Here is a 19,331-nt window from a genome sequence, read left to right as displayed (position 1 = left end):
GCTCCGTTAGTTCGTATCGGAGGTGATATAGGGTTCCTGCATGTTTTTACTCAAGCGCGACGGATTGGCACCATTTTCGATTGCCCTGGCGTTCAGTTGCACCTGCCTGGCCGATGATGAAGAACAATTCAATACATCGTTTCTGCAAGGCGCCCCCTCCTCTGTCGACCTGCGATCACTGCTCGCCAGCAGTCGCGTGCTGCCCGGCAATTACCGGGTCGACCTCTACGGCAACGAGACGCTGGTCGGCCGGCGCGATATCGACTTCCGGCGCCACCCCGGTACGGGCAAGGTCGAGGCCTGTCTGACCCTGGAGATGGTGCAGCAACTGGGGGTCGACATCGGCAAACTGCAAGCCAGCGGCAAACTGGCCGGTGATGACCCCGACGCCTGTATCAACTTGCCCGCCCTGATCGATCACGCCAGCGTGCGTTACGACGTGCCGCGCCTGCGCCTGCTGGTCAGTGTCCCGCAAAGCGCCATGGAGCGTGGCCGACGGGGTTACGTCGACCCGGCGCTGTGGGACGAAGGCGTACCCGCCGCGTTCATCAATTATCAGTTGAGCAGCAGCCGCAACAGCACTCAGGCTGACAACACCCTGTCCAACAACGTCGGCCTGCGCAACGGCATCAACCTTGGTGCCTGGCGCTTGCGCAACGAGTCGAACTTCAGCAGCAGCACTGGTCGCCCCAGCACGTTCAAAAGCAACCGCAGTTACCTGCAACATGACGTGACCACCCTGAAAGGCCAGTTCAGCGCCGGGGATATTTTCTCCGATGCCGACCTGTTTGACAGCGTGCGCTACCGCGGCCTGAAACTGGCGTCCGACGACGGCATGCGTGCCGACAGCGAGCGCGGTTATGCGCCGGTCATTCGCGGCATTGCGCAGTCCAGCGCCACCGTGGAGATTCGCCAGAACAACTACATTCTCTACTCGGCCAACGTGCCACCGGGTCCGTTCGAGATCAGTGATATCTATCCCAGCGGCTCCAACGGCGACCTGGAAGTGACGATTATCGAAGCCGATGGTCGGCGCCGGGTGACCGTGCAAGCGTTTTCCAGCCTGCCGATCATGGTCCGTCAGGGCCAGTTGAAGTACAGCGTCTCGGCCGGCCAGTACAACAGCAACAGCGAGGATCAGAAGACCCCGCAGTTTGTCAGCAGCACACTGGCGTATGGCATCAGCAGCAACTTGTCCGGGATCGTCGGTGTGCAGGCGACGGACAATTTCAAGGCGTTGTCCGTCGGCGCTGGCCGCAATACCGCCATCGGTGCGATCTCACTGGACTTGACCCACTCCATGAGTAACACCTTCGGCGAAACGGTCACCGGCAACAGCTTGCGCGCTTTGTATGCGAAGACGTTCACCGGCACCGACACCAACTTCACATTGGCGGCCTACCGCTACTCGACCGAGGGCTATCGCACCCTTACCGAGCACGTCGAGGAGTTGAGCCGCGATGGTCAGCAACGTACCGGCAACTCGAAAACCCGTACCGACCTGACCGTCAACCAGAGCCTGGGGCGCAACCAGGAATATGGCAGCGTCTACGTGAACGCCAGCGACCAGCGTTATTGGGGACGCGGCGGTTCGCAAAGCCTGTCTGCCGGTTACAGCAACTATTGGGGGGATGTGAGTTACAACCTCGGCGCGACGTATACCAAGGATGTCGGCAATTACGGGACGGCGAACAATGACACGCTGGTCAACCTGTCGGTGTCGTTCCCACTGGGTTCCAAACCTCGTGCACCGCGGGCGTTTGTCTCGGCCAGCACGCAGAAATCCAGCGACACCACGCAAATGGGTATCAACGGCTATCTGTCAGAAGACAGCGACACCTATTACTCGGTACAAGCCGGCAACAGCAGCACCGGCGGCAGCTCCGGCTCGGTCAACCTGAGCACCCGCACCTCGGTGATGGATATCAGTGCCGGCTACAGTCAGGGCCGCGGTTACAACTCGCAGAACCTGAACCTGGCAGGTTCGATCGTCGGCCATGCCGGCGGGATCAACCTGGGGCAAACCGTTGGCGAGACGTTCGCGCTGGCGCAGGTCGAAGGTGTGCAAGGGGTAAAAATCGGCAGTTTCTCCGGGGCCAAGACCGGCAGCAACGGTTTCGCCGTGGTGCCCAACGCCCAGCCCTATCGCGTGAACTGGATCAACCTAGACACTCGCGATCTGGGCGGCGACGTCGAGATCGACAATGCGACCCGACAAGTGGTGCCACGCCGCGGTGCCGTGGTACTGGCGCGTTACGCCAGCAAGACCGGACGCCGCGTGCAGTTCGCCTTGTTCGACGCGCAGCACAAACCGATCCCGTTTGGCGCATCGCTGGAGGACAGCGCTGGCAAGCAACTGGCGATCTCCGACCCTGGCGGCAAGGCACTGGCGCTCATGGAGGCCGACACCGGCACCCTGACCATCAATTGGCAGGGGCAGCAGTGCGAAGCGCCTTATGCGTTGCCGGAACGCAACAAGGCGCTGAACTATGAGCGGGTGGCGCTGGTGTGCCGCCCGCCCCAGTAATCCCAACAGTTCAAATCAGGAGCGAGCCTGCTCGCGAAGCGTTCGTCAGCCTCAGCATCATCGATGAATGAGAAGACGCCTTCGCGAGCAGGCTCGCTCCCACAGGGGATATCGAGCGAAGACAAATCCATGCCTGACACAGATCGAATGTGGGAGCGAGCCTGCTCGCGCAGGCCGCGCCTCGATTCGAATAAACAGGTGCAATCTAGAAATCGCGCTTATAGAAAATATCCAGCGAACTGGCGACACCGCTGGCGGCTTCGAGATAAACCTTCTTGCTCAGCTTGTAACGCAGCGCAATGGTGTTGGCCGGCTCGAACACACCGACGCCATAACGCAGGCTGAGTTTCTCGGAGATATTGCCGCTGGCGACCACGCTGGTGGTGTTGCCGCTGCCTTGGGTGTCGAGTTGGAAGTCCTGAATCCCCAGGTCTTTGGCCAGACTGCTGGTGACCCCGGAACTGCCCATCAAGCCGAGGCCAAGTGCTGCCTGGGCGAGCATGTTGTTGTCCTCGCCGTTGCTGCTCAACGGACGACCGAGCACCAGATACGACAGCGCCTGCTCCTGGCTCATGGCCGGCTCGGAGAAGATTTGCGTGGTCGGCTGCTCGGCGCTGCCGCTCAGACGAATACCGGCGATCACGTCGTCGGTCTGGCGGATCGCTTCGATGTCCAGATACGGCTGGTCGATGGGACCAGCGAACAACAGCCGTGCACGCCGAACCGTCAGGCGCTGGCCGTAGGCGCGGTATTTGCCGTCGTTGAGCCACAGCTCGCCACGGGTGTCCATGTTGTCGCCGATGTGCACATGACCTTGCAGATTGGCGGTCAGGCCGAATCCGGCGAAGCTGAGTTTGTCGTCACCGACCACCACGTCGATGTCCATCTTCATGGCCATCGGCGGTTTACCCTCTTCGGTCTGCGCACCAACGATGATCGTGTCATCGGAGACTTTAACCGTGGAGGGCGGCAGTTCGCGGACGGTGATTTCGCCTCTGGGTACCAGCACTTTGCCGGCGATCTTCAGCTCATCGCCGGCCATGGAGATTTTCAGATCCGGCGCCACTTCCAGCTTGGCATACGGCTCGACGGTGACCGGCAATTGCGTGCCCTTGAGCGCCACATCGACCATCAGCGCCTGCCCCCAGGCAACATTACCGTTCAGACTGCCCTGCCCGGTCTTGCCACTTTTCCAGCCGCCGTCCAGACGCACGGACTCGCCGGCAATCACTGCTTGCAGTTGCAGGTCTTTGAGTTCCATCGGCAGCTCGGCGCCGGAGACTTCGCCGTCGCTGAGTTTCACCGTGCCGTTGACCAGCGGCGCCAGCAGCCCGCCGGAAATCGTCCCGCTGCCGTTCAGGCGTCCGGTGAGCTTCTCGACCATCGGTACAAACGGCCGCGCCACCGACAGGTCCAGGCCGGAGAGCCGGAACGAGCCGTTCAACGGCTTGTTTTTCGGCAGCGGATTGAGCTGCGCCTGCACCATCAATTCACCGAGCTTGCCGCCGACGAAATTGAGATCGGTGTCGATGCGCTTCGGTGTGAGTTTGCTGGTGAGCTTCAGGGTCTGGTACGGGAAGTCCAGCCACTGATCCTTTTCCTTCATGCGCAAAGTGCCGCCGCTGGCGTCGATGCTGACCACGCCGTTCGGGCCGCTGGCCGGCAGATCCAGTTGCAGATCGGCGTTGAGCTTGCCCTGCCAGGCGAAGTCTTTCGGCAACCATTGTGCGAGGCTTTCGATCGGGAACTGCTTGAGGTGGTAGCGCAGTTTCGGCTCGGGCTGCAGCCGCTGGTCTTCACCGCACAGGCTGGCATTGCCGGACATCCAGCAATGCGCGCCGAAATTGATCTTGCCGTCAGCCAGACGCTCCAGTTTGGCCGGGTTCTGCAGTTTCCAGTCCTGGCCGCCGGCCTGAATATCGCCGCTGGCCAAACGACCGCGCCAGTTGCCTTTGTCCAGATTGCCGTCCAGACCGAGGGCCAGTTTCAGCTTCGGCCCGAGCAGGTCGAGGTTGAGTGTCTGGCGCTTGATATCGCCCTGAGCGCTGGCGGTCAACACGCCGAGATTGGTATCGCCGGCCTGAATGCCGCTGCCCTTCAAGTCGATCTTCGCCCGTTGCGCACTGTCGAGCGTGGCGTCGAGGTTGAGGCTTTGCAGACGATTGTCCTGGAACGCCAGTTGCGAACCTTGCAGCTCGAGCTTGCCTTGCGGCGCCTGGAGCGTGCCGGCGACATTGACCTGACCGTTGACCTGCCCGCGCAACTGCGGCCAGAGCTGGGCCAGACGCGTCAGTTTGATGTCGATCTGGCCAATGAGTTTCTGTTGCAGGCTGCCCTTGCCGCTGATGCTGTTGTCGCCGAGGCGGATTTGCAGGGCGTTGAGATTCCACTGTTCGCCGACGCCGTCAGCCTTGGCTTGCAGCACCGCCGGTTGTCCGCGCAGTTTGCCCTTGAGGTCGAGGTCGGCGGTGAGGCTCAGGCGCTCGTTCTTCATTTCGCCTTTGCTGCGCAGCGGCCCGGCCAGGGTGCCCGGCAACTCCGCGACCCAGTACGCCGGGTTCAGCGCCGAAAGATACAGCGCCGTGTCCCAGGCGATGCCGTCGGCGAACTGCACGTTCACATGCCCTTCAGCCTTGCCCTGACCGGCCTGCATTTTCAGTTGCGGCAACGCGATCTGTTTCAGGCTGCCACTGAACGGACTGCTCAGGCTGAACGCCCCCGCCGGGCCATCGAGGTCGGCGGCGAAGTTACCGAGGTATTGGCCATCGGTGTAGGAGACTTCGCCAGTGAAGGTGCGCAAGGCGACTTGCGGCTCGTCAATCTCGGGATACAACCGGTGCCACGGAAAATCCTGCCAGTTGATGTTGGCCTGAGCGCTGAGGCCCTTGCTCCAGTCAACGCTGCCGGTGAGTTTGAGGCTTTGCTTGTCGTTGGCACTCAGGTCGAGGCCGGCGATCTGCGCGCCGCTGGCATCGACCTTGCCTTTGAGCAGCAACGCTACGGGACCTTTTTCGGCGGGCAGCGTGGCGTTGCCGAGCAACTGGTAACCGTTTTTCAGGTCACCTTCACCGGTCAAAACCAGTTGATTGAATTGCAGAGTGTCCGGCAGATCGGCGCTCGGTTTGAATGCCTCGGAGGTGATGCGCACCTTGGCCGGGAGGTTTTCTGCCAGTGGCTGCAGTTCGCCGCTCAACTGGCCGTCGAGGTAGCCACGGCTGTCGGCATGCAGGTTGAGGGTTTTCAGCAGATCGCCGTCGACTTTCAACGCCAGTGTCCATGGGCCTGTGCCCGGAGACGGCAGGGTCAGGTCACCGGTGATGTTCAGCGGCCAGTTGCCGGTCGGTTGCAGCAAGCCGGAGAGGTTCAAGCTCAGATCGTCGCGCTGCAGTTTCACGCTGTCGATCTGCATACCTTGGGCGGTCCAGTGCGCCGCCAGTTGCAGGCCCTTGAGCTGCTCGCTGCCGTTGAACAGCAGGCTGCCGACCTGCACGTCACCCAGTTCGATGGCCACCGGCAATTGCAGATCCGGCAGTTTGATCGGGCCGCTCTCGCTGGTTTCTTCACTCGGCGGGAATTGCAGGATCACCTGATCAGCCTTGAGCTGTTCGATGCACAGCGTCATGCGGGTCAGGCACAGCGGCGACCAGGCGAAGATCGGCCGGTTCAGCTCGACCCGGCTGCTGCCCTGCTGCCACAGCAGGTGGTCGGCGCTCCATTGTCCGCCGAGACGGCCCTGGAAATTCTCCACGCTCAGACCCGGCACCAGGCCCAGCGCCCAACGGCTGCCGGCCTGCGTTCCGAGTACCGCGCTGATGCTCAGTACGATCAATAACACCAGCGCCAACAGCGCCAGAGCGGTAATTTTCAAACCACGCTTCACAGCTCAGGCCCCATGGAAAAGTGCAGCCGGATGCCGCCGTCGTCGTCCAGCGCGTGGGCCAGGTCGAGGCGGATCGGCCCCACCGGCGAGACCCAGCGCACACCGATACCGACCCCGGTCTTGAGGTTCGGCAGTTCGAGTTTGTTGAAGGAGTTGCCTTGGTCGACGAAGGTCGCGACCCGCCATTTTTCGGCAATCGAGTACTGATACTCGACGCTGCCGGCGACCATGTAGCGACCACCGATGCGGTCGCCCTTGGAGTTCTCCGGGGACAGGCTCTGGTAGTCGTAACCGCGCACGCTCTGATCGCCACCGGCGAAGAAGCGCAACGACGGCGGTACCGAGTTATAACCGTTGGTGGCGCTGCCGCCGACCTGCACCCGCCCGAGGAAGCGGTGATTGTCGAACACGGTGGTCAGGCCTTTGATCAACGCCGTGCCATACAGCAGATTGTTGTCAGAGCCGAGACCTTCCTTCGCCACTTTGCTTTCAAAGGTCAGGCGATAGCCGTTGTGCGGATCGATGCGATTGTCGCTTTTCAGGTACGAGTAACTGATACCGGGCATCAACAAGGTACTGAGACCGGAGTCGTCACCGAGCTGATATTCCTCACGCTGCCATTTCAGCGAGATGACCCGCTGCCAGCCGCTGGGCAACTTGCTGTGCCATTCGGGACCGAAGGTCAGCAGCTTGCTCAGGGTGTCCGAGCCGTCGATGTCTTCATATTGGTAACCACCGGCCCAGCGCAGTTTGTCGGTCAGCGGTGGATCGAGCGGGATGTCATAGAACAGCCCGACGTTCTGCCGTGGCGCCGACAACTCGGCTTCCCAGCCATAGCTGTCGCCCTGCGGGTTGACCCAGTGACGGGTCCAGTTGGCCTTGATCCGCGGGCCGACGTCGGTGGAGTAACCGAGGCCCAGGCCCATGGTGCGTGGCTTACGCGTGTCGAGTTTGACATCGACCGGGATCACATCGTTTTTCGCCGCCGTCGGCGCAGCATCGACGCGCACACCTTCGAAATAGCCGCTCGATTGCAGGTCGCGATTGAGTTCGGCGATCAGCTCGGAGTCATACGGGTCGCCAGCCTTGAACGGCACCATGCGTTGCAGCAGGTCTTCGTCGAAGGGTGTGTCGCCCTCGAAACTGACTTTGCCCAGCGCATAACGCGGACCGCTTTCGTAGATCAATTCGACGTCGGCCACCCCGGCTCGCGGGTCGACCAGGAGTTTCTGACTGGTGAAATGGCCACTGAAAAAACCGAAGCGCGAGGCCTGGTTCTGGATCAGGCGTTTGGCGTCTTCATAACGCCCATGGTTGAGCACCGCGCCGGACTTGAGCGTGTCGCTGCTCGGAACACGAAAGGATTTGAGGGAGGCGGCAGGCCCGTCGACGCGCACGGTGACGTTGCGCAGGCGAATCGGCTCACCGGGATCGATGTTCAGCACCAGGCGCGGTTTTTCGCCGCCCTTGACGTCACTGTCGATCTGCGGCTGGTAGTAGCCCAAGGCCTGCGCGGCTTTGCGCGCCTGCTCCTCGGCCCCGCGACTGAAGCGCAGCAAGGCTTGTTCGTCACGATCGCCGAGGCTGCCGATATAGCCTTCTATATTGGCCTTGAGTTCGTCGTTGGACGGTTTGATCCGCACGTCCAATTCACTTTGCGCCAGCGCCGCGCAGCTGGTTAACAGCATGAGCACGCCACTGGTAAATCTTCCTGGAAACTTCATAGGCGCGGATGCTATCACGGGCTTGGGAGCGTGATAGAACAGGAAATTTCCGAAAAAGTTCTATGACTAAGCCGTTGCAGTTTGTAACACCTGCGGATTGGCATGGAAAAACACGTGCTCGCGCACCGGGCCGACGGCAACTTCGCCAATCTCCTCATAACCCTGACGTTTGTAGAATTCCAGATAGCGCGGGTTGCCGGTGTCGAGCACCACGCCTTGCGAGGTTTCATCCACCGCACACCAGTTGTGCACCGCCGTCAGCAACTGCTCGCCGAAGTGTTTACCCTGAAACTGCGGATGAATCCCCAGCAGCGGCAGCATGTGCACCGAATCGCTGGGGACGCAGGCGGCCACCGCATCGTGATATTCCAGATAGCGTCGGGTGCAGCGAAAACCAGTGCTGAGCACCATGCGCAAGCGCCACGCCCAACTCTCGGTAATCCCAAGACGACGCTGCGGCGGCGCGATCAGGGCGATGCCGATCAAACGGTCGTTGACCAGCAGGCCGATGGCCGGCAGATCCTGCAGAAAATGCTGCTTGACCAACTCACGCACCGTGGCCCGCACGCGTTGCTCGTAGCCCGGCCGTTCGGCTTCGAACAGATAGCCGAAAGTCGGCTCGTGGCGATAGGCCTGATACAGCAGCGATCGGGCTTCGCGCGAGTAACCGCGGTCGAGCATATGGATGTCGGCGATGGCGGTCTGGGTTTCAGGCATGACGGTGATTCTCCCCCGGGGCGCGGCTCAAATGGCTGCGCTCTTGTTGGTACGAACCTTTTGCGGGTGCCGCAGTTCCCCACAGGTATAGACCAAGCCAGACTCTTCATCGACCGGGCGGCCGTCAATCGCGAGCAGGCTCACTCCTACAGGGGTACGCATTCCAAATTGTAGGAGTGAGCCTGCTCGCGATGGCGTCAGCTCGGGCAACCCACATCCCACAGATGAAAATGATTTCTCCCACCCCACACTGGCCCCCATCCCACATGTCAGCTAGCATCGCCCTTTTGCCAGGACTGCCGACCATGAAGATTGTTTCCTTCAACATCAACGGACTGCGCGCCCGTCCGCATCAGTTGGCAGCGCTGATCGAAAAGCATCAGCCGGACGTGATCGGCCTGCAGGAAACCAAGGTCCACGACGACCAGTTCCCGCTGGAAGAAGTGCGGGCGCTGGGCTATCACGTTTATTTCCACGGCCAGAAAGGCCATTACGGCGTCGCCCTGCTTTCGCGCAAAGAGCCGATTGCCATTCACAAAGGCTTCGCCACGGATGAAGAAGACGCGCAGCGCCGCTTTATCTGGGGCACCTTCGCCGACGCCAATGGCGTGCCGGTGACCATCATGAACGGCTACTTCCCGCAAGGCGAAAGCCGCGACCACCCGACCAAATTCCCGGCCAAGCAACGCTTTTACAGCGACCTGCAAACCCTGCTGGAAAGCCAGTTTCACAACGAGCAGCCGCTGGTGGTGATGGGTGATGTGAACATTTCCCCGGAAGACTGCGACATCGGCATCGGCCCGGACAACATGAAGCGCTGGCTGAAAACCGGCAAATGCAGCTTCCTCCCGGAAGAGCGCGAGTGGATGGCTCGCCTGAAAAACTGGGGCCTGACCGACAGCTTCCGCCACCTGAACCCGGACGTGACCGACATGTTCAGCTGGTTCGATTACCGCAGCCGCGGGTTTGAAGATGAGCCCAAGCGTGGCCTGCGAATCGACGTGATCCTCGCCTCCCATGGCTTGCTGCCACGGGTCAAGGATGCGGGCGTGGACTATGAACTGCGCGGGATGGAAAAACCGTCGGATCATGCGCCGATCTGGCTGGAATTAGCCTGATCTCAAGCTTTAAGGGATCCTTGTAGGAGTGAGCCTGCTCGCGATGACGGTGGATCAGTCGATATGTTTGTTGGCTGATACTCCGCCATCGCGAGCAGGCTCACTCCTACATTGGATCCCTGTCATGTTTCGGTCATGCACCTGACTTAATCTCCCCGGCAATCCCCTTGGCCTGATTCGGTGCCGGCATGACCCTGCGTGTTTTGTTCGCTTTTCTGTCGAGTGCATGGCTGACGGTCAGTGCCGCCGCCCTGCCCATCCCTGAAAACGGCCCGGCATTGCGCATTCAGGGTTCCAACACCATCGGCGCCGATCTCGGCCCGGCGCTGGTCGAAGGTTTTCTGCACGACCAGGGTCTGCTGAAAATCCACCGTGAAAACCCCGATACCGCCAACGAACAACACATCGTCGGCCAGACAACCGAGGGCAAACGGGTGGTGGTGGAAGTCGCCGCCCATGGTTCCAGCACCGGTTTCACTGCACTGAAAACCGCCAGCGCCGACCTCGCCGCCTCCTCCCGTCCAATCAAGGACAGCGAACTGCTGGGCCTGCAATTTCTCGGCGACCTGAAAAGTCCCGCCGCCGAACAAGTGATCGCCATCGATGGCCTGGCGATCATTCTCAATCCCGCCAACCCGCTGCAGCAACTGGACACCGAGCAGCTGGCGCGGATATTCGCTGGCGAGGTGAAAGCCTGGGAAGACCTCGGCGGTCGCGGCGGTGCGATTCATTTATATGCGCGGGATGATCAGTCCGGCACTTACGACACGTTCAAGGACCTGGTGCTGGGCCGTCGTGGGAAAAGTCTGAGTTCCACTGCGAAACGCTTCGAATCCAGCGAGCAATTGTCCGATGCGGTGAGCAGCGATCCGCAAGGTATCGGTTTTATCGGACTGCCTTATGTGCGCCAGGCCAAGGCCGTGGCAATCGCCGATGGCGCCTCGCAATCGATGTTGCCGCTCAATAGTCTGATCGCGACGGAAGACTATCCGCTGTCCCGCCGCTTGTTCTTTTATCTACCGCCCAGCAACCAGAATCCCTGGGCGTCGGCACTGGTGGCCTTTGCGCAAAGCCCACAGGGCCAGAAGATCGTCGCGGCCAATGGTTTCATCAGCCAGACCGTGCGTGCCATGACCGTCACGCCGAATGCGCTGATGCCCGAGGGTTATCAATCCCTCAGCCGTCACGCCCAGCGTCTGACGGTGAACTTCCGCTTTGAGGAAGGCAGCGCGAATCTGGACAACAAGGCACGGCAGGATCTGGCGCGCGTGCTCGACTATATAAAGCGCCACGACAAGACCGAGCGCGCAGTGACACTGGTGGGGTTTGGTGACGAGAAAGACGACCCGGCACGGGCCGATCTGCTGTCGAAGCTGCGGGCGATGGCGGTGCGCCGCGAACTGGTGAAAAACGGCGTGGTGCTGCGCGAGGTACGCGGGTTTGGCGCGCAGATGCCGGTGGCGACGAACAGCGCGGATGAAGGCAGGATCAAGAATCGGCGGGTTGAGGTTTGGGTGTACTGAATCTGATGCAGGTGTGCTGGATGCATAGGCCCCTTCGCGAGCAAGCCCGCTCCCACTTTTGATCGCATTCTTCCAGTCGGAATGCGGTCGAATGTGGGAGCGGGCTTGCTCGCGAAGCCGGCGACGCGGTCTTAATGACCGCTACGCAGCATTTCCTTCGGCACATATTTGCCGATCTCGAACTTGCCGATCGCCGCGCGGTGCACTTCGTCCGGGCCGTCGGCCAGGCGCAGGGTGCGCTGCATGGCGTACATGTAGGCCAGCGGGAAATCATTCGAGACCCCGGCCCCGCCGTGAATCTGGATCGCCCGGTCAATCACCCGCAGGGCCACGTTCGGCGCGACGACCTTGATCTGTGCGATCTCGCTCTTCGCCACTTTGTTACCGACGGTGTCCATCATGTACGCCGCTTTCAGGGTCAGCAGGCGCGCCATGTCGATTTCCATCCGCGAGTCGGCGATCTTGTCGACGTTACCGCCCAGACGTGCCAGCGGTTTGCCGAACGCGGTGCGGCTCACCGAACGTTTGCACATCAATTCCAGTGCGCGTTCAGCCATGCCGATCGACCGCATGCAGTGGTGAATCCGTCCCGGGCCAAGGCGACCCTGAGCAATTTCAAAGCCGCGCCCTTCACCGAGCAGAACGTTTTCGTACGGCACCCGCACGTTGTCGAACAGCACTTCGGCGTGGCCGTGCGGTGCATCGTCGTAACCGAAGACTGGCAGCGGACGGACGATTTTCACCCCGGGGGTGTCGACCGGCACGAGGATCATCGAGTGCTGCGCGTGGCGCGGTGCGTCGGGGTTGCTCAGGCCCATGAAGATCAGAATCTTGCAGCGCGGATCGCAGGCGCCGGAGGTCCACCACTTCTTGCCGTTGATCACCCACTCGTCGCCATCGCGCACGGCGCGGGCGGCCATGTTGGTGGCGTCGGACGAGGCCACGTCAGGCTCGGTCATGGCGAACGCCGAGCGGATCTCGCCGCGCAGCAGCGGTTCGAGCCAGCGCTGTTTCTGTTCTTCATTGGCGTAGCGCACCAGCACTTCCATGTTGCCGGTGTCCGGCGCCGAGCAGTTGAACGGCTCCGGCCCCAACAGCGAACGGCCCATGATTTCCGCCAGCGGTGCGTATTCAAGGTTGGTCAGGCCGGCGCCGAGTTCCGACTCAGGCAGGAACAGATTCCACAAACCTTCGGCCTTGGCCTTGGCCTTGAGCTCTTCCATGATCGCGGTCGGCTGCCAGCGATCACCCTCGGCAACCTGGCGTTCGAACACGGCTTCGGCCGGGTAAACGTAAGTGTCCATGAACGCGGTCACGCGCTCACGCAGTTCTTGCACCTTGGGCGAATAAGCGAAATCCATGAGCAATTACCTTCTATGGGCAGAGGTTGTTCAGATCATGCAATCGATGCTAGAACAGCGTTGATAATTTACCTAGCCTATTCTCGGCGTGTATAAACATTCATCACCGATATATGATCCGCTGATCGTCAGCCCCTAGAACAAGAGAAGCCGCGTTATGAATCTGAGTAAGGTCGACCTCAACCTTTTCATCGTCTTCGACGCGATTTACACCGAAGCCAACCTCACCCGCGCCGGGCAGATTGTCGGGATCACCCAGCCGGCGGTGTCCAACGCGTTGGCGCGGTTGCGCGAGACCTTCAACGATCCGCTGTTCGTGCGCACCGCCCAAGGCATGGTGCCGACGCCGATGGCGCAGAACATTATCGGCCCGGTGCGCAACGCGCTGTCGTTGCTGCGGGTGTCGGTGCAGGAGAGCCGGATTTTCAACCCGGCCCAAGCGGTGAAGACTTATCGCATCAGCATGACCGACCTCACTGAAGCAGTGATTCTGCCGCCGCTGTTCCAGCGTTTGCGGCGTCTGGCGCCGACGGTGATCATCGAGAGCTTTCTGTCCAAACGCCGCGAGACCACCAAGGAACTGGCCGCCGGACGTCTGGATTTCGCCGTGGATGCACCGCTCAACACCGACCCGCAGGTGCGCCACGTCAAGCTGATGGAAGACCGTTACGTCTGTGCGATGCGCAAGGGCCATCCGCTGGCGGGCAAGGAAAAACTCAGCCTCGATGATTACCTGTCGCTGACTCACATTCACATCTCCAGCCGCCGCAGCGGTCTGGGTTATGTCGATCTGGCGCTGGGCAAAATGGGCATTCAGCGCAAGATCGCCCTGCGCTCGCAGCATTACCTGATGGCATCGCAGGTGATGCAGCAGACCGACATGGTGATGACCGTGCCCGAGCGTTTCGCCCGGCGTAATGACTTGCATGCATTCAATCTGCCGGTCAACGACGTGCCCCCGGTGGAGACCCACCTGTACTGGCACGAGAGCACCGATCAGGATCCGGCGAACCGCTGGATGCGCGAGCAGATGATCGAGTTGTGCCAGCAGGTGACGGCGCATGAGAAGAAGCTCGATAAGGTGTAAGGCTGGCAACCGCGTTATCGTTCTTCGCGAGCAGGCTCGCTCCCACAGTTGATCGCGTTCCATCTGAAGAAACGCGACCGAGTGTGGGAGCGGGCTTGCTCGCGAAGAGGCCAGCACTCGCGCCACACATTTTGAACCTTGACGTAAACGTCAACTCGCCATTAGCTTAGCGCCAAGACCTTTTTCCGAGCGCTTTCATGAGCAGCCAGACCTACAGCATTTCCGACCTCGCCCGCGAGCTGGACATCACCACCCGGGCGATCCGCTTTTATGAAGAACAAGGCCTGCTCAGCCCCGAGCGCCGAGGCCAGGAACGCATCTACTCGCCACGCGACAAGGTCAGCCTGAAACTGATCCTGCGCGGCAAGCGCATCGGTTTCTCGCTGGCCGAATGCCGCGAGTTGATCGAGCTCTACGACCCATCCAGCGGTAACACCAAACAGCTCAACAGCATGCTGGCGAAAATCAGCGAACGCCGCGAACAGCTCGAGCAGCAGTTGCTCGACATCGAACAGATGAAACTGGAACTCGATACCGCTGAAGAGCGCTGTGTGCAGGCGTTGGAGCAGACGCTCAAGAGCCAGCAGATAGCGCAGTAATCAGCCACAACTCATTCCCTGTGGGAGCGGGCTTGCTCGCGAAGGCGGAGTGTCAGGCGACAAATTTTGTATCTGATACACCGCATTCGCGAGCAAGCCCGCTCCCACAGGGACCTCATGTAATTCCGAAAATGAGCAGGTCAATCCAATGTCCCTCCCCTCCCAAGTACGCCTGATCGAAGTCGGCCCGCGCGATGGCCTGCAGAACGAAGCCCAACCGATCAGCGTCGCTGACAAGGTGCAACTGGTTGATGCCCTGAGTGCCGCCGGCCTTGGCTATATCGAAGTCGGCAGTTTTGTCTCACCGAAATGGGTGCCACAGATGGCCGGCTCCGCCGAGGTGTTCGCGCAGATCCAGCGCAAGCCCGGCGTGACCTATGGCGCACTGGCGCCGAACCTGCGCGGCTTTGAAGACGCGCTCGCTGCCGGCGTGAAAGAAGTCGCGGTGTTCGCCGCTGCGTCCGAGGCGTTCTCGCAGCGCAACATCAATTGCTCGATCAGCGAAAGCCTGGCGCGCTTCGCACCGATCATGGAAGCCGCGAAACAGCACGGCGTTACCGTGCGCGGTTACGTGTCCTGCGTGCTCGGCTGCCCGTATGAAGGCCAAGTCGCGCCGGAACAAGTGGCGATGGTCGCCCGCGAGTTGTACGCGATGGGCTGCTACGAAGTGTCCCTCGGCGACACCATCGGCACCGGCACCGCAGGCGCCACGCGGCGGTTGTTCGAAGTGGTGTCGGCGCAAGTGCCACGGGAAAAACTCGCCGGCCATTTCCACGACACCTACGGCCAGGCGATGGCCAACATCTATGCCAGCCTGCTGGAAGGCATCGCGGTGTTCGACAGCTCTATCGCCGGCCTCGGCGGCTGCCCATACGCCAAAGGCGCGAGCGGTAACGTCGCCACCGAAGACGTGGTGTACCTGCTCAATGGTCTGGGCATCAAGACCGGTATCGACCTGGACGCCTTGATTGCGGCGGGTCAGCAGATCAGTGCGGTGCTCGGTCGTCCGAGCGGTTCGCGTGTCGCCAAGGCTCGTAGCGCACAGTGAGGGCGAAGGTGTTACCGCTGTGTCCGAAACGTGGGCATAGACGAGTAACACGGAAACAAATTGTCTGGTTTGCCCTGAAGGAAAAATCCTTCAAAAAACTCAAACCATTGATTTATAAGGGTTTTAAAAAGTTGGCACGCCTTCTGCTATCTCTATGGCATAACAAGAATAAAAAGCAGCAAACCAATAAAAATAAGACGTACCGACTCTGACATAACAAAAACAACACGGCAGAGACGCAGCTAACAGATTTTTTTGGAGAAGGTGTGCTTTTCAGGGTGCTCTCAGGAGTGACCCGCAACCGGGCAGAGAACAATAAAACTACCTTCAGGTAGCTCCCGAATCGGTTGGATCGTTTAACGAGAAAGCAGATCAGCGCTCAAAAAAATACGTTTGCTCTTGACCCCGGATGGGGGTCGCCAAAAACAGCGGTAAAGGGCCACGGTTGCCAAAAACAACAACAGACCGCCCCTCAATAATAAGAAAGAGCACGCGACGACAAAATTAAAGGGGAGCTTCGGCTCCCCTTTGTGCTTTCTGTGATTCCTGAAAATACTCTATCTCCATTGTGGGAGCGGGCTTGCTCGCGAATACGGTGTATCAGGTACAAATTTGTCGCCTGACACTCCGCATTCGCGAGCAAGCCCGCTCCCACAGGGATTGTGCTTACCGCTCGACTGTTTTCAGTTCTTCGATACTGATCTCACGCATCCGGAATTTCTGGATCTTCCCCGTCACCGTCATCGGAAACTCTTCGACGAACTTGAAGTGCCGTGGCGTCTTGTAGTGCGCGATGCGCTCCTTGCACCAGGCTTGCAACTCCAGTTCGGAAGCATTGTGGCCGGGGTGGAATTTGATCCAGGCGACAATTTCCTCACCGTAACGCGAGCACGGAATACCGATCACCTGCACATCCGCCACCGCCGGGTGGGTGAAGAAAAACTCCTCCAGCTCACGCGGATAAATGTTCTCGCCACCCCGGATGATCATGTCCTTGTTGCGCCCGGCGATGTTCACGTACCCCTCATCGTTCATGCTCGCCAGGTCGCCGGTGTGCATCCAGCCTGCCTCATCAATGGCTTCGGTCGTGGCTTGCGAATTGTTCCAGTAGCCGAGCATCACGCTGTAACCGCGGGTGCAGAGCTCACCGATGGTGCCGCGCGGCACCAGGTTGCCGGCCTCGTCGATGATCTTGCTTTCCAGTTGCGGCTGGGTGCGACCGACGGTGGTCACGCGCAGTTCAAGTTCATCGTTTGGCCCGGTTTGCAGCGACACCGGACTGGTCTCGGTCATGCCGTAGGCGATCTGCACTTCGCTCATGTGCATCTCGCTGATGACCCGACGCATGACTTCGATCGGGCAAGTCGCGCCTGCCATGATCCCGGTGCGCAGACTCGACAGATCGAATTCGCCACGCAGCGGTTGATCGAGCATGGCGATGAACATGGTCGGTACGCCGTACAGGCCGGTGGCTTGTTCTGCGGCGACGGTTTGCAGGGTCAGTAACGGGTCGAACGCGTCGTTGGGATAAATCATGGTGCTGGCGTGGGTGATGCAGCCGAGGTTGCCCATGACCATGCCGAAGCAGTGGTAGAGCGGCACCGGGATCACCAGGCGGTCGCTCGGGGTCAGGCCGATGCTTTCACCGACCATGTAACCGTTGTTGAGGATGTTGTAGTGACTGAGGGTTGCGCCCTTGGGGAAACCGGTGGTGCCGGAGGTGTACTGGATGTTCACCGGTTGATCGAAGTGCAGGCTGTCGCTGCGTTCGCGCAATTGTTCGGGCGAAACACTGCTCGCCAGATCGGCCAGTTGCGACCACGGCAGGAAGCCTGATGGCGGCTGCGCATCGAGGCTGATCACCCCGCGCAAATCCGGCAGGCGTTCGCTGCGCAACTGGCCGATGGATTGCTCTGCCAGTTCCGGCACCAGCCCTTGCAGCATGGCGTGGTAGTTGGAGGATTTGAACGCGCCGGCGCAGACCAGCCACTGGCAACCGGACTGCTTGAGCACGTATTCCAGTTCGGAGCTGCGGTAGGCCGGATTGATGTTGACCAGAATCACGCCGATCTTCGCCGTGGCGATTTGCGTGATGCACCACTGCGCACAGTTCGGCGCCCAGATACCGAGCCGATCCCCCGCCTGCAAACCCAGCGCCAGCATGGCCCTGGCGTGCAGATCGACGCTATCGGCCAGTTGCTGCCAGGAGTAGCGCAACTGCTGATGACGCACCACCAGCGCCTCGCCGTGGGGGTGTTGCGCGACAGTCTGGTCGAACTTCTGCCCGATGGTCATCGCCAGCAAGGCTTTGTCCTGGGAACCACGGGTGTAGCTGCGCTGCGGGTTTGCACTGGGTTGATCCATGACGACCCCTATTGTCTTTATTAGTGGGTTTACCGGAGCTCACTTCAACAAGTCTGTCCGCTTTCAATCTTGAACTGCCCCACTCTCGCTCAAGTTGACGTTAACGTAAAGGGTGATTGACAGTCATTCGTCACAGGCTTACGTTAACGTAAAGGTGAGAGCCATTGACCGCCCTCCCCACCCTACAAAAAAGCCAAAAGGTGACCCATGAGCTACCCATCCCTGAACTTCGCCCTCGGTGAAACCATCGACATGCTGCGCGATCAGGTTCAGTCCTTCGTCGCCGATCAGATCGCGCCACGCGCCGCGCAGATCGACCACGACAACCTGTTCCCCGCCGACATGTGGCGCAAATTCGGTGACATGGGCCTGCTGGGTATCACCGTGCCGGAAGAGTACGGCGGTGCGGGTCTGGGTTACCTGGCGCATGTGGTGGCGATGGAAGAAATCAGCCGTGGCTCGGCCTCGGTGGCGCTGTCCTACGGCGCGCACTCCAACCTCTGCGTCAATCAGATCAACCGCAACGGCAACCACGAACAGAAAAGCCAATACCTGCCGAAGCTGATCAGCGGCGAACACGTCGGCGCCCTCGCCATGAGCGAGCCAAACGCCGGTTCCGATGTGGTTTCGATGAAATTGCGCGCCGACAAGCGCGGCGACCGCTTCGTGCTCAACGGCAGCAAGACCTGGATCACCAACGGCCCTGACGCCAACACCTACGTGATCTACGCCAAGACCGACCTGGAAAAAGGCCCGCACGGCATCACCGCGTTCATCGTCGAGCGCGACTGGAAAGGCTTCAGCCGCAGCAACAAGTTCGACAAGCTCGGCATGCGCGGTTCCAACACCTGCGAGCTGTTCTTCGATGACGTCGAAGTGCCGGAAGAAAACATCCTCGGCGTGCTCAACGGCGGCGTGAAGGTGTTGATGAGCGGCCTCGACTACGAACGCGTCGTGCTCTCCGGCGGCCCGACCGGCATCATGCAGTCGTGCATGGACCTGATCGTGCCGTACATCCACGACCGCAAGCAGTTCGGCCAGAGCATCGGCGAATTCCAGCTGATCCAGGGCAAGGTCGCCGACATGTACACCCAGCTCAACGCCAGCCGCGCCTACCTGTATGCAGTCGCTCAGGCCTGCGAGCGTGGCGAAACCACGCGCAAGGACGCCGCCGGGGTGATCCTCTACACCGCCGAGCGCGCCACGCAAATGGCCCTCGACGCGATCCAGATTCTCGGCGGTAACGGCTACATCAACGAATTCCCGGCCGGGCGTCTGCTGCGTGACGCCAAGCTGTACGAAATCGGCGCGGGCACCAGTGAGATCCGGCGCATGCTGATCGGCCGCGAACTGTTCAACGAAACCCGCTAAAACGGAGCTGCA

The 19,331-nt window shown here is 60.5% G+C and carries 12 protein-coding genes and 1 pseudogene; 8 read left to right on the top strand and 5 right to left on the bottom strand.

Features of this window, described 5'->3' with window-relative positions; translation table 11 throughout:
• Nucleotides 1-40: 40 nt before the first annotated feature.
• Nucleotides 41-2,527 (top strand): fimbria/pilus outer membrane usher protein, encoded by a 2,487-nt coding sequence (locus tag LCH64_RS22610; protein ID WP_226501303.1) that lies wholly within the window; start codon nt 41-43, stop codon nt 2,525-2,527.
• Between the two features lie 205 nt (nt 2,528-2,732).
• Here the strand turns inward: LCH64_RS22610 and LCH64_RS22605 are convergent, their stop codons facing one another.
• The 3 genes from LCH64_RS22605 to LCH64_RS22595 form a co-directional block, all read right to left on the bottom strand.
• Nucleotides 2,733-6,407: a translocation/assembly module TamB domain-containing protein gene (locus LCH64_RS22605; protein WP_226501302.1), complete on the bottom strand. Its 3,675-nt coding sequence runs from the start codon at nt 6,405-6,407 to the stop codon at nt 2,733-2,735.
• Nucleotides 6,404-8,131, bottom strand: coding sequence for an autotransporter assembly complex family protein (locus tag LCH64_RS22600; protein WP_226501301.1), 1,728 nt, complete (start codon nt 8,129-8,131; stop codon nt 6,404-6,406). Before LCH64_RS22600 ends, LCH64_RS22605 begins: the two co-directional genes overlap by 4 nt.
• Nucleotides 8,132-8,197: 66 nt before the next feature.
• Nucleotides 8,198-8,848 (bottom strand): GNAT family N-acetyltransferase, encoded by a 651-nt coding sequence (locus LCH64_RS22595; RefSeq protein ID WP_007912451.1) that lies wholly within the window; start codon nt 8,846-8,848, stop codon nt 8,198-8,200.
• A 305-nt stretch (nt 8,849-9,153) separates the two neighbouring features.
• Between LCH64_RS22595 and xthA the strand changes: the two genes are divergently transcribed.
• Complete coding sequence (xthA, locus tag LCH64_RS22590; RefSeq protein WP_226501300.1) at nt 9,154-9,966, top strand: exodeoxyribonuclease III; 813 nt, start codon at nt 9,154-9,156, stop codon at nt 9,964-9,966.
• Nucleotides 9,967-10,154: 188 nt separating this feature from the next.
• Complete coding sequence (locus LCH64_RS22585) at nt 10,155-11,489, top strand: phosphate ABC transporter substrate-binding/OmpA family protein (RefSeq protein WP_226501299.1); 1,335 nt, start codon at nt 10,155-10,157, stop codon at nt 11,487-11,489.
• Nucleotides 11,490-11,620: 131 nt separating this feature from the next.
• On the opposite strand, the gene LCH64_RS22580 is transcribed toward LCH64_RS22585, so the two are convergent.
• Complete coding sequence (locus LCH64_RS22580) at nt 11,621-12,850, bottom strand: acyl-CoA dehydrogenase (protein ID WP_003223710.1); 1,230 nt, start codon at nt 12,848-12,850, stop codon at nt 11,621-11,623.
• Nucleotides 12,851-13,007: 157 nt separating this feature from the next.
• Between LCH64_RS22580 and LCH64_RS22575 the strand changes: the two genes are divergently transcribed.
• The 4 genes and pseudogenes from LCH64_RS22575 (at nt 13,008) to LCH64_RS22560 (ending at nt 15,584) form a co-directional block, all read left to right on the top strand.
• Nucleotides 13,008-13,937 (top strand): LysR family transcriptional regulator, encoded by a 930-nt coding sequence (locus LCH64_RS22575; protein WP_045122379.1) that lies wholly within the window; start codon nt 13,008-13,010, stop codon nt 13,935-13,937.
• Between the two features lie 197 nt (nt 13,938-14,134).
• Nucleotides 14,135-14,536 (top strand): MerR family DNA-binding transcriptional regulator, encoded by a 402-nt coding sequence (locus LCH64_RS22570; RefSeq protein ID WP_003223708.1) that lies wholly within the window; start codon nt 14,135-14,137, stop codon nt 14,534-14,536.
• A pseudogene (locus LCH64_RS22565) lies at nt 14,536-14,652 on the top strand (DUF4381 domain-containing protein); the annotation flags it as partial. The gene LCH64_RS22570 and the pseudogene LCH64_RS22565, both read left to right, overlap by 1 nt.
• 32 nt (nt 14,653-14,684) lie before the next feature.
• Nucleotides 14,685-15,584 carry a hydroxymethylglutaryl-CoA lyase gene (locus LCH64_RS22560; RefSeq protein ID WP_003223706.1) on the top strand — a complete coding sequence of 300 codons (900 nt, stop codon included), beginning with the start codon at nt 14,685-14,687 and terminating at the stop codon, nt 15,582-15,584.
• Nucleotides 15,585-16,250: 666 nt separating this feature from the next.
• On the opposite strand, the gene LCH64_RS22555 is transcribed toward LCH64_RS22560, so the two are convergent.
• Nucleotides 16,251-17,948, bottom strand: coding sequence for an AMP-binding protein (locus tag LCH64_RS22555; RefSeq protein ID WP_226501298.1), 1,698 nt, complete (start codon nt 17,946-17,948; stop codon nt 16,251-16,253).
• Between the two features lie 207 nt (nt 17,949-18,155).
• On the opposite strand from LCH64_RS22555, the gene LCH64_RS22550 reads away from it, so the two are divergent.
• Nucleotides 18,156-19,319, top strand: coding sequence for an isovaleryl-CoA dehydrogenase (locus tag LCH64_RS22550; protein ID WP_226501297.1), 1,164 nt, complete (start codon nt 18,156-18,158; stop codon nt 19,317-19,319).
• The last annotated feature ends 12 nt before the right edge of the window (nt 19,320-19,331 follow it).

Origin of the sequence: Pseudomonas sp. MWU16-30322, assembly GCF_020515535.1 — a bacterium.
Lineage (GTDB): Bacteria > Pseudomonadota > Gammaproteobacteria > Pseudomonadales > Pseudomonadaceae > Aquipseudomonas > Aquipseudomonas fluorescens_H.
The sequence above is the reverse complement of the archived record's forward strand: the minus strand, read 5'-3'. Positions and strand labels throughout refer to the sequence as shown.